Annotated in this window: 13 protein-coding genes and 4 pseudogenes; 8 read left to right on the top strand and 9 right to left on the bottom strand. The window is 50.9% G+C overall.

Features of this window, described 5'->3' with window-relative positions; translation table 11 throughout:
* The first annotated feature begins 112 nt into the window (after positions 1 to 112).
* Entirely contained in the window at positions 113 to 646 is a 534-nt protein-coding gene (locus ACQGXV_RS23280; RefSeq protein ID WP_440863291.1) for a DUF3251 domain-containing protein, read from the top strand.
* Between the two features lie 55 nt (positions 647 to 701).
* On the opposite strand, the gene secF is transcribed toward ACQGXV_RS23280, so the two are convergent.
* The 5 genes from secF to queA all read right to left on the bottom strand — a co-directional run bounded on the left by secF (position 702) and on the right by queA (position 6341).
* On the bottom strand, positions 702 to 1670 hold the full coding sequence (secF, locus tag ACQGXV_RS23275; RefSeq protein ID WP_440863290.1) for a protein translocase subunit SecF: 969 nt from the start codon (positions 1668 to 1670) through the stop codon (positions 702 to 704).
* Positions 1671 to 1680: 10 nt separating this feature from the next.
* Positions 1681 to 3531, bottom strand: a complete 1851-nt coding sequence (gene secD / locus ACQGXV_RS23270; protein ID WP_440863289.1) for a protein translocase subunit SecD — start codon at positions 3529 to 3531, stop codon at positions 1681 to 1683.
* 27 nt (positions 3532 to 3558) lie between these two features.
* Positions 3559 to 3888 (bottom strand): preprotein translocase subunit YajC, encoded by a 330-nt coding sequence (yajC, locus tag ACQGXV_RS23265; RefSeq protein ID WP_440863288.1) that lies wholly within the window; start codon positions 3886 to 3888, stop codon positions 3559 to 3561.
* Between the two features lie 114 nt (positions 3889 to 4002).
* Positions 4003 to 5148 (bottom strand): tRNA guanosine(34) transglycosylase Tgt, encoded by a 1146-nt coding sequence (tgt, locus tag ACQGXV_RS23260; protein ID WP_440863287.1) that lies wholly within the window; start codon positions 5146 to 5148, stop codon positions 4003 to 4005.
* A gap of 104 nt (positions 5149 to 5252) precedes the next feature.
* Positions 5253 to 6341: a tRNA preQ1(34) S-adenosylmethionine ribosyltransferase-isomerase QueA gene (gene queA / locus ACQGXV_RS23255; protein WP_440863286.1), complete on the bottom strand. Its 1089-nt coding sequence runs from the start codon at positions 6339 to 6341 to the stop codon at positions 5253 to 5255.
* A gap of 139 nt (positions 6342 to 6480) precedes the next feature.
* On the opposite strand from queA, the gene ACQGXV_RS23250 reads away from it, so the two are divergent.
* The 6 genes and pseudogenes from ACQGXV_RS23250 to ACQGXV_RS23225 form a co-directional block, all read left to right on the top strand.
* Positions 6481 to 7062 (top strand): ACP phosphodiesterase, encoded by a 582-nt coding sequence (locus tag ACQGXV_RS23250; protein WP_440863285.1) that lies wholly within the window; start codon positions 6481 to 6483, stop codon positions 7060 to 7062.
* Positions 7063 to 7216: 154 nt separating this feature from the next.
* The gene (locus ACQGXV_RS23245) at positions 7217 to 7819 is read left to right on the top strand and encodes a peroxiredoxin C (RefSeq protein ID WP_440867565.1); all 603 of its coding nucleotides are present in this window, start codon (positions 7217 to 7219) and stop codon (positions 7817 to 7819) included.
* A 351-nt stretch (positions 7820 to 8170) separates the two neighbouring features.
* Positions 8171 to 8766 (top strand): annotated as a pseudogene (locus ACQGXV_RS23240) (IS5 family transposase); the annotation flags it as partial.
* A gap of 114 nt (positions 8767 to 8880) precedes the next feature.
* Positions 8881 to 9804 carry an IS5 family transposase gene (locus tag ACQGXV_RS23235; RefSeq protein ID WP_440862815.1) on the top strand — a complete coding sequence of 308 codons (924 nt, stop codon included), beginning with the start codon at positions 8881 to 8883 and terminating at the stop codon, positions 9802 to 9804.
* A gap of 106 nt (positions 9805 to 9910) precedes the next feature.
* Positions 9911 to 10810: a transposase family protein gene (locus tag ACQGXV_RS23230; protein ID WP_440863284.1), complete on the top strand. Its 900-nt coding sequence runs from the start codon at positions 9911 to 9913 to the stop codon at positions 10808 to 10810.
* Between the two features lie 359 nt (positions 10811 to 11169).
* Positions 11170 to 11513 (top strand): annotated as a pseudogene (locus ACQGXV_RS23225) (transposase); the annotation flags it as partial.
* A gap of 17 nt (positions 11514 to 11530) precedes the next feature.
* Here the strand turns inward: ACQGXV_RS23225 and ACQGXV_RS23220 are convergent.
* Entirely contained in the window at positions 11531 to 12064 is a 534-nt protein-coding gene (locus ACQGXV_RS23220; protein ID WP_440862665.1) for an IS630 family transposase, read from the bottom strand.
* Positions 11988 to 12353, bottom strand: coding sequence for an IS630 transposase-related protein (locus ACQGXV_RS23215; protein WP_440862584.1), 366 nt, complete (start codon positions 12351 to 12353; stop codon positions 11988 to 11990). Before ACQGXV_RS23215 ends, ACQGXV_RS23220 begins: the two co-directional genes overlap by 77 nt.
* A gap of 24 nt (positions 12354 to 12377) precedes the next feature.
* On the opposite strand from ACQGXV_RS23215, the pseudogene ACQGXV_RS23210 reads away from it, so the two are divergent.
* Positions 12378 to 12755 (top strand): annotated as a pseudogene (locus tag ACQGXV_RS23210) (IS3 family transposase); the annotation flags it as partial.
* A gap of 6 nt (positions 12756 to 12761) precedes the next feature.
* Here the strand turns inward: ACQGXV_RS23210 and ACQGXV_RS23205 are convergent.
* Both ACQGXV_RS23205 and ACQGXV_RS23200 read right to left on the bottom strand, forming a co-directional pair.
* Positions 12762 to 13661: pseudogene (locus ACQGXV_RS23205) on the bottom strand (IS5 family transposase).
* A gap of 204 nt (positions 13662 to 13865) precedes the next feature.
* On the bottom strand, positions 13866 to 14789 hold the full coding sequence (locus tag ACQGXV_RS23200) for an IS5 family transposase (RefSeq protein WP_440863283.1): 924 nt from the start codon (positions 14787 to 14789) through the stop codon (positions 13866 to 13868).
* Positions 14790 to 14846 lie beyond the last annotated feature (57 nt).

The raw sequence follows: 14846 nt of genomic DNA, 5'->3' as shown, positions 1-14846 counted from the left end.
TAAGTGCCTGCATAAACGCGGCATGATTTAACTCTCATTCGCCACTACGCTTATATACTTGCCACGTAAAAACGACACGAGAAAGGCATAATGCAATGAGGGGAATACCTGAATGAATAACTATTATCGTGCATCTGGTCTCTTGATGCTGGCGCTGACGGGCTGTTCAGCGCCTCCGCAAACGCCTACGCTGCAACGGGAAGTCGGGCAGCTTAACCGGCAATTACAAACCCTGACGGCACAGGCGTTAGCCCTGGAGCAGCAAAATACCTTAAACAGTCACTCTACCCACGGTGTGTACCTGCTGCCCAGCGCAAAAAGCAGCGCAATTTTAGAAAGCAATATTGGCAAACTGAGCATTTCCCTGAGCCATATTGAACCCGAAGCCAATGGCACCCAGGCGCTGTTGCACGTTCGGCTACTGGAAGGTACAGCCCTGCCTGCGTTTCACGCGCAACTCGACTGGGGTCAGCTCGATCCGGTCAGCAGCAAGCCATTGCCAAGCGAAACGCACACCCATCAACTGATGCTCGACGCCCCCCTATTGCCCAAAACCGAAGCCATATTTGGCGTGCGGCTAAGCGGTGTCACACCGGAGCAGCTCGGGTTTATCCGTCTGCATCAAGTGGAAACCAGCCGCCCCTGATATAAAAAAAAATCCCTGCCGTAGCAGGGATTTCTCTCAACGTTATCAAACGGCCTTAAGGCAAGATGGAGGGTTGATCCGCCCCTTCCTTCTCGACTTTCTGCACCAGCAGGTGTTCGCGCTTCATCCCGAGCTTCAGCGCCAGCGCGGAAGCCACGTAAATGGAGGAGATAGTACCGATAGACACCCCGATCAGCATTGCCAGCGAGAAACCTTCCAGCATCGCGCCGCCAAAAATGTAGAGCATCAATACCACACCCAGCGTGGTGCCAGAGGTCATCAAGGTACGGCTCAGCGTCTGAGTCAGCGACACGTTCATGATTTCGTAAGGCGTACCGCGGCGAATCTTGCGGAAGTTTTCACGAATACGGTCAGATACCACGATGCTGTCGTTCAACGAGTAACCGATAACCGACATCAGCGATGCGACGATGGTCAAATCGATCTCGATTTGAAACAGCGAGAACACCCCCATGGTGATGATCACGTCGTGCGCCAATGCCAGCACCGCCCCCAACGCCAGACGCCATTCAAAGCGGAATCCTACGTAGATCAAGATACAGATCAACGCGGCCAGCAATGCCATAGCACCGTCTTGCGCCAAATCGTTACCCACACTCGGTCCAACAAACTCTATGCGCTTCACCGTTGCACTCTGTTCCGTGCCCTGGTTAATCACGCTAACCACTTTGTTGCCCAGTTCCTGACCTGACGTGCCCACGCTCGGCGGCATGCGCACCATCACATCACGGCTGCTACCGAAGTTCTGAATCAACGGATCGGCAAAACCGGCTTTTTCCAACGCGTCACGAATCAAGTCCAGATCGGCTGGTTTTTCCAGGTTGATTTCAATCACCGTACCACCGGTGAAATCCAACCCCCAGTTAAACCCGCGCACACCCATAACAATCAGTGACAGGATTAACAAAGTGCCCGAAATGACGAACGCGACGTTATCCCAACGCATAAAGTCATAGACTTTACGACCATAGTTGAGCTGTTCAACAGTATATTCCTGTGCCACGACGCACTCCTCAAATAGACAGCTTGTTAACGTGTTTGCCGCCGTAAACCAGGTTTACAATCGCACGGGTACCAACAATAGCGGTAAACATCGAGGTCGCAACCCCAATCGCCGTCGTAATGGCAAAGCCTTTGATTGAACCGGTCCCCACAGCGTACAGAATCACTGCCGTGATCATCGTTGTCAGGTTGGCATCGACGATACTGGAGAACGCACCTTTGTACCCTTCATGAATGGCTTGCTGAACCGTGCGCCCGTTCCTGAATTCTTCTTTGATACGTTCGTTAATCAGTACGTTGGCATCCACCGCCACAGCCAGCGTCAACACGATACCGGCAATCCCCGGCATGGTGAGCGTCGCCCCCGGCAACAGTGACATCACCCCGACGATGAGCACCAGGTTAGCCACCAGCGCAGTGGTCGCAATGACACCAAACCCTTTGTAGAACACCACCATAAACACGATCGACGCCACCAACCCCCACAAGCAGGCTTCAAGCCCCTGGGTGATATTTTCCATCCCCAGCGTTGGCCCGATGGTGCGCTCTTCAACAATCTGGATCGGGGCAATCAATGCACCGGCACGCAGCAACAGTGAAAGTTGACGCGCTTCGTTCGGGTTATCGATACCGGTAATACGGAAGCTGTTACCCAGACGCGACTGAATGGTCGCGACGTTGATCACTTCTTCGTGTTTTTCCAGAATGGAACGATCGGATGTGGCATCTTTCTTACCGCTGTCCTTGTATTCCACAAACAAGGTTGCCATCGGTTTACCGATGCTGTCCTTGGTGAAATTGGACATGGCGTTACCGCCCGCGCTGTCCAGCGAGATATTCACCTGCGGACGACCGTATTCGTCGGCACCCGAGGTGGAATCGGTAATGTGGTCACCGGTGAGGATGACACGCTTATACAGCACCACCGGGGTGCCATCACGCATGTTCTTAACTTCGGAATCAACCGGAACACGGCCATTGGCCGCGGCCGTCACGTCCGCAGAACTGTTTACCAGACGGAATTCCAGCGTTGCTGTCGCCCCCAGAATTTCCTTGGCACGCGCGGTGTCCTGAATACCGGGCAGCTCAACCACGATGCGATCCGCACCCTGGCGCTGTACCAGCGGTTCGGCCACGCCCAGTTGGTTAACACGGTTACGCAAGATATTGATGTTTTGCTGGACGGCGTATTCGCGCGCTTCACGCAGACGCTCGGCGCTCATCATCGCACGCATCAGGTTATCGCCACTGGCGTTAAACACCAGATCGCGATGACGGGCGGTAAGATACGAAATAGCGTCGTTGCGCGTTGCCGCATCGCGGAAACGGATCTCTACGGTATTGTCATCGGCTTTACGCACAGTGGCGTAAGGGATGCCCTTTTCACGCAGATCGCTGCGCAAGGAATCCATAGTCTGCTCTTGCAGTTTACCTAATGCCGTTTCCATATCCACTTCCATCAGGAAGTGCACACCGCCGCGCAGGTCGAGACCCAGTTTCATGGGTTCTGCACGCAGCATACGCAGCCAGTTTGGCGTAGCGGGGGCCAGGTTCAAAGCAACGACATACTTCTCACCCAATGCATTCACCAGCCCTTCACGGGCGCGCAGTTGAATATCTGGGGTGGAGAAACGGGCAAGGATCGCACCACTTTCTAACACGAGCGATTTGCTGGTGATCTGCTGTTCTTGTAATACATTCTGGACTTGGATCAGCGTTGACTCACTGGCGGCGATACCTCGCGCGCCAGTGATTTGTACCGCCGGATCCTCACCATACAGGTTAGGAAGTGCATAAAGCAGGCCGATGAGCAATGCCACGACAAGCATCAGGTACTTCCACAAAGGATAACGATTTAACACGGCAGTTCCCTTCGGGAAAATCAAAAATTACAGGGCTTTGATGGTGCCCTTTGGCAATACGGCAGCCACAAAATCACGTTTGATAACCACTTCATTGGTGTCGTTCAGCGCGATAGCGATGTACCCAGTCTCAGAGACTTTCGTCACACGACCCACCAGACCGCCCGTCGTCAGCACTTCATCCCCTTTGGAAATGGAGTCCATCAGTTTCTTGTGATCTTTAGCGCGTTTTTGCTGAGGACGCAGAATCATGAAGTAAAAAATCAGACCAAAAACAGCCAGCATAATCACCAGATAGTACGGGCTTTGTGCCGGAGCACCAGTTGCAGCCACAGCATCAGAAATGAAAAAACTCATTTAACTATCCTCTTTGTTATCAAACCAAACGTGTGCAAAAGTATATGAAATCCAAATGTGCCTAAAGCGCTTCAACCGTACACATCACGCGCAGCAGCTACGAAAACCGCGTCGTCAGTCGTGTTGACCTGCCGCCGTTTCAGCAAGGGAAGGCGCTGGCTTGCCAATCCGTTGGTAAAAATCCGCCACAAAGTGCTCTAATTTACCCTCTTCGATGGCCTGACGTAAACCCGCCATCAATCGTTGATAATACCGCAAATTGTGGATGGTATTGAGGCGCGCGCCGAGTATTTCGTTGCAACGGTCGAGATGATGCAAGTAAGCGCGGCTATAATTGCGACACGTGTAGCAATCACAGTGCTCATCCAGTGGACGAGTATCATCCTTGTGTACCGCATTGCGGATTTTTACCACGCCGTCGGTAACAAACAGGTGGCCGTTGCGTGCATTGCGCGTTGGCATCACACAGTCAAACATGTCGATGCCACGCCGCACGCCTTCCACCAGATCCTCAGGCTTGCCGACCCCCATCAGATAACGGGGTTTATCCGCCGGGATCTGCGGGCAAACATGCTCCAGAATGCGGTGCATATCAGCCTTCGGCTCCCCGACTGCCAGGCCGCCCACAGCGTACCCATCAAAGCCAATCTCTACCAGCCCTTTTACTGAGACATCGCGTAAATCTTCGTAAACACTTCCCTGAATGATACCGAATAACGCGTTGTTGTTATTGAGTTCATCAAAACGATCGCGGCTGCGTTTCGCCCAACGCAGCGACATTTCCATCGAGCGTTTGGCATAATCCCAATCAGCAGGATAAGGCGTACACTCATCGAAAATCATCACGATATCAGAGCCGAGATCGTACTGGATTTCCATCGATTTTTCCGGGCTAAGGAAAATCGGGTCGCCGTTGATCGGGTTACGGAAGTGCACACCCTCTTCGGTGATTTTGCGGATGTCACCCAAGCTGAATACCTGAAACCCGCCGGAATCGGTCAGGATAGGGCCATGCCACTGCATGAAATCATGCAGATCGCCATGCAACTTCATGATCTCCTGCCCTGGGCGCAGCCACAGGTGGAAGGTGTTACCCAGCAGGATTTGCGCGCCAGTTTCTTTCACTTCCTCGGGCGTCATGCCCTTTACCGTGCCGTAGGTGCCAACCGGCATAAACGCCGGGGTTTCCACTACGCCACGCTCAAAAACAAGACGGCCACGGCGCGCGCTACTATCGGTTTGCAACAATTCGTATTTCACTTTGCCTCCAGCATCAGAAAAACAGTCCGATGTTGTTATTGGTCAATCAACACGCCAACAGATTGCACTCTGCGACGCGATTATGCGTTTGCTTTTAAAAAAACTTAGGCGTCGCTGTCCGCCGCATTGGCAACCTGCTCCGCTTCAGCCGCAGGATTGCGCGTAATAAACATGGCGTCGCCGTAGCTGAAAAAGCGATACTGCTCGCTCACCGCTGCACGGTAAGCCGCCATGGTGTGCTGATAGCCTGCAAACGCAGACACCAGCATGATCAGCGTTGATTCCGGCAGATGGAAGTTAGTCACCAGCGCGTCGATCACGCGATAATGATAGCCGGGATAGATAAAAATGCGCGTATCACCGAAGAAAGGAACAACTAGCGCTTCTTGCGCCGCCTGCGCCGCACTTTCCAATGAACGCACTGAGGTGGTGCCAACGGCGATCACGCGATTACCGCGCGCTTTACACGCCAGCACAGCATCGACCACGTCCTGCGGCACTTCAGCATACTCCGCGTGCATGATGTGATCTTCGATGGTATCAACCCGCACGGGCTGGAAAGTGCCTGCGCCGACGTGCAGGGTGACAAACGCCATTTCAACCCCTTTCTCGCGCAGCGCAGCCAGTAGCGGCTCATCAAAATGCAGGCCCGCCGTCGGTGCGGCAACCGCACCGGGGCGCTGACTATACACCGTTTGGTACAGTTCACGATCGGCATCTTCATCCGGCCGGTCAATATAAGGCGGCAGCGGCATGTGGCCGATGTCGTTTAATATCGTCAACACATCGCGGGTATCATCAAAGTGCAGCTCAAACAGCGCATCGTGGCGCTGAGCCATCACGGCTTTAACGCTATCGTCTTCTCCCAGCAACAGTTCCGTTCCCGGCTTGGGCGCTTTGGACGCTTTGACATGGGCCAGCACACGCCGTGTGTCCAGCACGCGCTCAACCAGCACCTCAATCTTGCCACCGCTGGCCTTTTGGCCAAACAGACGTGCTGGAATGACGCGCGTATTGTTAAACACCAGCAGATCGCCCGCTGCCAGCTTATCCAGCAGATCGGTGAAAACACCATAGGTCAGGGCTCCCGTCGGACCGTCCAGCGACAGCAATCGGCAACCGCTACGCTGCGCCTGCGGATAATGCGCAATGAGCGCTTCGGGAAGTTCAAACGAAAAATCAGAGACTCGCATGGCTATTCACTTGGTTGTGCTATTTATAAAAGAGTGTTCAACAGGAACAGGTAAAAAAACGGCGGTCTAGTCTAGAGCCGTAAGCGCGCGGCTGCAACAAATAAGCAAACGGTGCATAAAATTGATGTAAACTGGCAGGATGAATTTTCTTGCTCATCTTCACCTGGCCACGCTAGCCGATAGTTCGCTTCTCGGCAACCTGATGGCAGACTTTGTGCGCTGTAACCCGCAACAAGGCTTTAGCGATGACGTGGTGTCAGGTATCCGCCTGCACCGCCGCATCGATGTGCTGACGGACAGTCAGGCCGAAGTGAAAGCCGCCGCCGCCCATTTCAGCGCCGACTACCGCCGCGTTGCGCCCATCACGCTTTACGTGCTGTGGGACCATTTTCTTGCCCGCCACTGGACGTGTGTGTGTCCGCAACAATCGCTGGAAGCGTTTGTCGATACCGCTCGCACTCAGATAGAGCCGCATCTGGCAGACACGCCAGAACGCTTTCAAAATCTGAATCACTATCTGTGGCGTGAGCGCTGGCTGGAGCGCTACGCCGAGCTGCCCTTTATTGCCGATGTGCTGCAACGCATGGCGATACGTCGCCCTCGGTTAGCTGCGTTAGCGGGCTCGTTTGAGGATATCGAGCGTCACTACACCGCCTTTGAAGACTATTTTTGGTGTTTCTATCCACGCATGATGGAACAGGCTCGCTTACAACAACTGTAAGGATGTCAATTTATGCAGGGTGTTGCCAATCAATTCGATAGACAAAACCTATCTCATTAATCGGTCTGTTGGTCTGTATTCACAGAAGAAGAAACCCTATACTGCCTTTTGTTTTTTCATCCTCGTCCTTTTAATCACTTTTACAGGAGTTATTATGGTCCTGGTAACGCGTCAAGCCCCTGACTTCACCGCTGCTGCCGTATTAGGCAATGGCGAAATCGTTGAAAACTTCAATCTGAAAAAGCATATCAGCGGTAAAGCGGCAGTGATTTTCTTCTGGCCGATGGACTTTACCTTCGTCTGCCCGTCAGAACTGATCGCCTTTGACCACCGCTACAAAGAGTTTCAAGATCGCGGCGTGGAAGTGGTTGGCGTCTCGTTTGACTCCGAATTCGTTCACAACGCCTGGCGCAACACGCCGGTGAAAAGCGGCGGTATCGGCCCGGTGCAATACGCCATGGTCGCCGACGTGAAGCGTGAAATCCAGAAAGCCTATGGCATTGAACACCCGGATGCTGGCGTGGCACTGCGCGGCTCTTTCCTTGTCGATAAAGAAGGCTTCGTTCGCCATCAGGTCGTCAACGATCTGCCGCTGGGCCGCAACGTTGATGAAATGCTGCGTATGGTTGATGCCCTGCAATTCCACGAAGAGCACGGCGAAGTGTGCCCGGCACAGTGGGAAAAAGGTAAATCCGGTATGGGCGCATCGCAGGATGGCGTTGCCAAATACCTGACGGAAAACGCCGACAAGCTGTAATGGCCGTTTTTCTTTAACCGCCGATGCATTGGCGGTTTGATTCTGCTAAAGAACCCGATGCTGTGGCATCGGGTTCTTTTTTTATTATTGACAATATCATTTATCACGCCAGGTAATAATTACAATAAGAAATAACCACATTCCCCGAACTCAGTTAAAAGTATTACCTCCTGGCATATTTTATTAAATCCACGCCAGGTTCACACGCCCCTAAAACTTTCACTGATTACACATGAATATTATTCACATTATTTAATTAAACAACGCTAAATACAAAATTCAGAAATGCTAGGCTGTGTCCCTTAATTGCTTGAGCTATAGTATCCATCTGTTTCTAAGACACTTTGGATTATGGCTCGCTACGATCTTTCTGATGAAGCATGGGCAATCATTGAGCCCTTGTTACCAACCGTTTTGACATCTCCGCAGGCAGGCCGGCCATGGGCAGAACATCGCAAAATCGTCAACGGCATGTTCTGGATACTGTGTTCAGGTGCCCCATGGCGTGATTTACCTGAACGTTACGGCCCATGGAAAACCGTTTATAACCGTTTCAATAGATGGTCAAAGTCTGGAGTTATTAACATTATTTTTAATAAGTTACTTTCATTTCTTGATGCTCATGGACTTGTTGACTGGTCAGCCATTGCGCTGGATGGCAGCAATATCCGTGCGCTCAAATGTGCGGCTGGCGCTCAAAAAAACATCCCGATATTACCAACGATAACAGCCTGGGTCGCTCACGAGGTGGTTATGGCACCAAAATCCACATGGCGACTGACGGAAGCGGCATCCCGCTAAATATCGTACTGAGTGCTGGGCAGGCTCACGAAAGCCTGTTCGCGTTACGACTCCTGGACGGCATTGGCGTGCAACGGCAGAACGGTAGCATGAAGCGTCGTGGTCATGCGGTACTGGCTGACAAAGCCTACTCTGGCAATAAACTAGTTGCTGAATAGAGACTTGCATTTTTTGTCAGGCTATTGGCTTTGTTGAATAAATCGAACTTTCAGGGGATCGCCGGATCAAAGCACTATCATCGCTCCCGATAGCAGCTCCCCATGGCAAAGCAAAAGTTTAAAATCACCAACTGGCCCACCTACAACAAAGCACTCAGACAACGCGGCTCCCTGACGGTCTGGCTTGATGAGTCGGCCATCGCTGCATGGACTGACAGTTCTTCGCCTGAAGGTCGTGGTCGGCCGCTTTACTACACCGATATGGCTGTTACCACGGTTTTGATGATAAAGCGCGTGTTTAACCTGTCGCTCCGGGCATTACAGGGCTTTGTCGACTCGGTTTTTACACTGATGAGCCTGCCACTGCGCTGCCCGGACTACTCTCTGGTCAGTCGGCGGGCAAAAACCGTCAGTATCAGCATAAAAACGCCAACGCGTGGTGAAATCTCGCATCTGGTCATCGACAGTACCGGTCTGAAGGTCTTTGGCGAAGGTGAATGGAAAGTCAGGCAGCATGGGGCTGACAGACGAAGAGTGTGGCGCAAGCTTCATCTGGCAGCAGACAGTGCGACGCATGAGATTATCTGTGCCGACTTATCGCTCAGCGGAACGACAGATGCGCAGGCACTGCCGGGCCTGATTAACCAAACCCACCGAAAAATCAGGGAAGTGTCAGCAGACGGTGCTTATGACGCCCGTTACTGCCACGATGCGTTGCTAAGAAAGAAAATCAGGCCCCTTATCCCGCCGCGAAGCGGAGCCAAATACTGGCCGGACAAGTACCATGAACGTAACCATGCGGTGGCGAATCAGCGTCTGAGCGGGAGTAATGATATGTGGAAAAAGAAAGTGGGTTATCACCGGCGTTCAGTGGCAGAAACAGCGATGTTCCGCATAAAAACTTTGCTGGGTGGCCATCTGAGCCTGCGTGACTATGAGGCTCAAGTAGGTGAAGCCATAGCGATGGTCAAAGCGCTGAACCGTATGACGTTGTTGGGTATGCCACACAGCGTCAGGATAGGATAACAGGTGTAGCAGAGGGAGTCATCCTGTCGGCTAATTCTGATTTATTCAACAAAGCCCAGGCTATTGAGAATAAAAAGAGGTTTAACTTAGAGAATAAAGGTTTGAAATGATCAACAAAGAGCGGTTGTTACGAGATAATCGTTTATGTAAAGCAATCATTGGATTATCAGTCGAAGAATTGAAAAATTTAGCCGCTGAATTTTCAGCTTGTTATTTGATTTATCGGAAAAAGAATCGAAAAGATCACGAGCGGCAGATGGGTGCAGGGCAGAAAGGATTTATCCCAACCCCATTAGATAAACTGCTTTTTATTTTATTGTATTTAAAATGTTATCCGACCTATGATTTGCAAGGACTTCTTTTTGGTTTAGATAGAACACGGGTATGTCGCTGGGTAAAAATATTATTGCCGGTTTTAGAGATGACCTTGGGGCGAGAATGTGTTTTGCCCGCTCGTCAAATTCGCTCTGCTGAGGAATTTTTTCGCGCCTTTCCTGGAGTTAAAGACGTCTTTATTGATGGGACAGAGCGACCTGTCCAAAAGCCTAAGAATCTGCGTCGGCGAAAAAAAATGTATTCGGGAAAGAAAAGACAGACCACTCGAAAAGGGCTTATTATGACTGACGAAACAAGGCAAATTGGATTTATCCCCATGAGCAAAAATGGGCGCCGTCACGATAAACGCTTACTCGATAAAGTCGATATAATTCGCCATATTCCTCCTGAGGTAACCATCTGGGCAGATACCGGTTTTCAAGGTATAGATAAACAGCATCCTAATACACAAATCCCAAAAAAAGGAACTCGAAAAAGACCTTTATCGACTGAACAAAAACAAGAAAATAAAATAATCTCGGGCATCCGTATTACAGTTGAACACGCCATCGCGGGTATCAAGCGCCTCGGTTGCATGACCCAAATTTTACGGAATCGTAGACCCTTTATTAATGATACCTTCTTACTCCTTAGCGCCGGTCTTTGGAATTTCCATCTCAGAACAGCGTAAAATTTACTTCAATCACCGAAACACCCTTATTTCACTATTAAGCAACACGCTTAGTGTAATGCGGGCAAGAAAATGCATCGAACAAGGGCCAGTACAGCAGGTACTGACTGCACCAAAAATCTGCTATACCCGCGAGTTGATTGCCGCCGAACCTGAGGGACTTCCCCATCCCGTTGAGCCTCAAGCAAAGGCCCCATTCCCACTCGAAACGCAACAAAACGGTAGAGGCTTATGCCCCCAGTAAGTGCGTTAAAAATACCTCATTGGGGGAACGATAGCCCAGCGATTTTCTGCCCTGATCCGGCCCAGAGATCGTGGACACGCTGTTAAGTGAGTAAAATTGCTGACAGAGGTGGAAAATGACTCAATCGAACGGTCGTAAAATGAGCAACAATCGCTATCCGGACGAGTTTCGGGAGAATGCTCTGCTACTTGCTCAGCGGATTGGCGTAGCCAAAGCAGCCAGTGAGTTGAATCTTCACGAATCGCAGCTTTATGCCTGGCGTAAAAAACAGCAAATGGCGCTATCCTGCTCCGAACGTGAACAGCAGCAATCTGTTGAAATTGTAAGGCTTAAACGTCAACTGGCTGATCAGGCTGAGGAGTTAGCCATCCTCCAAAAGGCCGCGACGTACTTCGCCAGACGCCTGAAGTGAGGTACGTCTTTATGCAACAATATCAGGCTGAGTTTCGGGTTATAGCCAAGCGACTTAATTTTGATTACACCATATGGACTGAGAACAAACTCTCTGTATCGCAACCCATCTCTCTTTTTTTGCTTTTTGCTTGTGCCCATTTATGCTCAATTGGGTTAAGATCTGGCGAATATGTAGGCAAATACTCCACCATATACCCTGCATCGATGATGACTTGTTGAATATTATGTTTTTTGTGAAAAGTGGCATTGTCCATCATGATTACACTGTTTTTAGGGAGTACTGGGATAAGGACTTGTGTGACCCAGGCATAGAAAACATCGCTGTTAATATTGATATCAAATAATCCGATAGCAAACAGCGTTGTGCCTAATAAAGCGCCGATAACATTTGTTCTTCCCCTAGCTCCCCAGTTCTTCAGGCCAAAACACCGTTGACCTTTTGGGGAATAGCCGTGAGTCCGTGGGGCATCGTGTGAAAAACCACTTTCATCAATAAAAACAATAGGTTTACCTTCTTTTTCATACTGTTGTTTTTTTTGTTGAAATCCCTGCCGGGCGTTTTCGTCGGCTTTCGGATGACGTAGAGTTTTTTTTATAGGTCAATCCCAGCTTTTTAAGCGCTTGCCAAATGGCCTTCTGACAAACGCCAAAACGCTCTGCACGTTCTTTTTGGTAAGCATCTGGATATTGTTCAACATCTTTTATCAACTCGGATTTATCGATCTTTCGCTGACGCGTGGTCGATGCTTTTGACTCTATTTGATTAATCCAACGCGATACAGAGGCAGGGCCAATCCGAAATTGCTTCGCTGTTTCTCGGATACTCAACCCTTCGTTTTTCCGTGTAGATATCACTTTACGTCTAAAATCAATTGAATAGCTCATTTAAATAATGTAATCAAAATTAAGTCGTTTAGCTATAAGTCTATGGCGCGTGTTCTGGTCGTCAGCCGCAGCGGATTTTATGCCTGGAGCCGACGATGTGGGCAGAAAACGGTTTCACAGCAGCGACGGGAGCTTTGCGATACCCGGGTAGCCAGCGCCTTTACGGAACAGAAAGGACGCAACGGTGCCCGCAGGCTGCGCCTGGACCTGCAGGATGCCGGTTATCATTACAATCGCAAAACCATCGCTGCAAGCCTGCGCCGGCAGGGGCTGAAGGCGAAAGCGGCAAAAAAATTCAGGGTGACAACAGATTCGAAGCATAATCGTCCGGTGGCGCCGAATCTGCTACAGCAGGATTTCACAGCATCAGCCCCGAACCAGAAATGGGTCGGTGACATCACTTAGAGCCTATCCCAATAGGATTTTATTCCAGACAATGATGCCGCAGGTAAAATGCAGCATCGCCTCATAATTTTCGACTTTCTTCTCCCAGCGAGTCAGAACCCGACGAAAGCGATTCATCCAGCTGTGCGTTCTCTCCACTACCCAGCGGTGAGCTTTAAAATCCGTGTTTTTGATGGCTTCCGACTCCTCTTTCCTTGACTGGATATGAGGTTCGTAACGACGACTTTTCAGACAGGCCTCCAGCCATCCGGCTTCATAGCCTTTGTCCAGACAGAGGCGGAGCTTTCTGCCGCGTCTGCCCGTCTGAAGGGCGTCGAGAGTATCAGCAACCAGCTTTATGTCGTGGGTATTTGCCCCTGAGACAACCAGAGAGAGGGGAAGCCCGTTCGCATCGGTCATCAGGCTACGCTTTACACCCTGTTTCCCCCGGTCTGTGGGATTCCGTCCTGTTTTTTTGAGCCTGCCAGCGGTGACTTCGTCATACAACCATCCATCGACAGCCATGACCAGTCGATATAGCCAACCGACTTAAAAATGATTACATCCTATGCCCTGATATGCGGCAAAGAAGCATAGCTGGCTGTTATCAAAATAATGTCGCTTGGCTATAGCATCCAGCTGCTCGCAGGCCAGCAACCCGTTCTGCCAGAACCGTTCAAAAACTCCTGCATCCCGCTACTCCTGGAAGCGGCGGTGAGCGGAGCTTGACGAGCATATCCCGGTGGCATTCAGGGCATTCCACTGGCAACCCGTTCTGAGCACAAAGAGAATGGCGTTCATTGCGGCACGATTATCAACCCGCCTGCGATGCGTACCCAGCGGATGGTGGGTTTTGTGTTCCGGGAGCAACGGAACCATTTTCCCCCAGAGTTCATCGCTGATCGGCCACTTATTGCTTGCCATACTTCCCTCAGAAATTGCTATTACTTATTAATTTACAATTCCTTTTGGGATAGGTTCTTACTTATGGACGGAAGCGGGTTGGGTTTATCTGGCTGTAATAATTGATTTATTTTCACGAGCCGTTGTGGGATGGTCAATGTCGGTAAGGGGCTTTGTTGAATAAATCAGAATTAGCCGACAGGATGACTCCCTCTGCTACACCTGTTATCCTATCCTGACGCTGTGTGGCATACCCAACAACGTCATACGGTTCAGCGATTTGACCATCGCTATGGCTTCACCTACTTGAGCCTCATAGTCACGCAGGCTCAGATGGCCACCCAGCAAAGTTTTTATGCGGAACATCGCTGTTTCTGCCACTGAACGCCGGTGATAACCCACTTTCTTTTTCCACATATCATTACTCCCGCTCAGACGCTGATTCGCCACCGCATGGTTACGTTCATGGTACTTGTCCGGCCAGTATTTGGCTCCGCTTCGCGGCGGGATAAGGGGCCTGATTTTCTTTCTTAGCAACGCATCGTGGCAGTAACGGGCGTCATAAGCACCGTCTGCTGACACTTCCCTGATTTTTCGGTGGGTTTGGTTAATCAGGCACGGCAGTGCCTGCGCATCTGTCGTTCCGCTGAGCGATAAGTCGGCACAGATAATCTCATGCGTCGCACTGTCTGCTGCCAGATGAAGCTTGCGCCACACTCTTCGTCTGTCAGCCCCATGCTGCCTGACTTTCCATTCACCTTCGCCAAAGACCTTCAGACCGGTACTGTCGATGACCAGATGCGAGATTTCACCACGCGTTGGCGTTTTTATGCTGATACTGACGGTTTTTGCCCGCCGACTGACCAGAGAGTAGTCCGGGCAGCGCAGTGGCAGGCTCATCAGTGTAAAAACCGAGTCGACAAAGCCCTGTAATGCCCGGAGCGACAGGTTAAACACGCGCTTTATCATCAAAACCGTGGTAACAGCCATATCGGTGTAGTAAAGCGGCCGACCACGACCTTCAGGCGAAGCACTGTCAGTCCATGCAGCGATGGCCGACTCATCAAGCCAGACCGTCAGGGAGCCGCGTTGTCTGAGTGCTTTGTTGTAGGTGGGCCAGTTGGTGATTTTAAACTTTTGCTTTGCCATGGGGAGCTGCTATCGGGAGCGATGATAGTGCTTTGATCCGGCGATCCCCTGAAAGTT

This window comes from Symbiopectobacterium purcellii (assembly GCF_052050035.1).
Lineage (GTDB): Bacteria > Pseudomonadota > Gammaproteobacteria > Enterobacterales > Enterobacteriaceae > Symbiopectobacterium > Symbiopectobacterium purcellii_A.
The sequence above is the reverse complement of the archived record's forward strand: the minus strand, read 5'-3'. Positions and strand labels throughout refer to the sequence as shown.

Excerpts from the sequence above, each read along its gene's own strand:
- ACQGXV_RS23250 (WP_440863285.1), top strand. The coding sequence starts at position 6,481 with ATGAATTTTCTTGCTCATCTTCACCTGGCCACGCTAGCCGATAGTTCG.
- yajC (WP_440863288.1), bottom strand. The coding sequence starts at position 3,888 with ATGAGTTTTTTCATTTCTGATGCTGTGGCTGCAACTGGTGCTCCGGCA.
- ACQGXV_RS23215 (WP_440862584.1), bottom strand. The coding sequence starts at position 12,353 with ATGAGCTATTCAATTGATTTTAGACGTAAAGTGATATCTACACGGAAA.
- ACQGXV_RS23235 (WP_440862815.1), top strand. The coding sequence starts at position 8,881 with ATGGCAAAGCAAAAGTTTAAAATCACCAACTGGCCCACCTACAACAAA.
- ACQGXV_RS23245 (WP_440867565.1), top strand. The coding sequence starts at position 7,217 with ATGGTCCTGGTAACGCGTCAAGCCCCTGACTTCACCGCTGCTGCCGTA.
- ACQGXV_RS23230 (WP_440863284.1), top strand. The coding sequence starts at position 9,911 with ATGATCAACAAAGAGCGGTTGTTACGAGATAATCGTTTATGTAAAGCA.
- ACQGXV_RS23280 (WP_440863291.1), top strand. The coding sequence starts at position 113 with ATGAATAACTATTATCGTGCATCTGGTCTCTTGATGCTGGCGCTGACG.
- queA (WP_440863286.1), bottom strand. The coding sequence starts at position 6,341 with ATGCGAGTCTCTGATTTTTCGTTTGAACTTCCCGAAGCGCTCATTGCG.
- ACQGXV_RS23200 (WP_440863283.1), bottom strand. The coding sequence starts at position 14,789 with ATGGCAAAGCAAAAGTTTAAAATCACCAACTGGCCCACCTACAACAAA.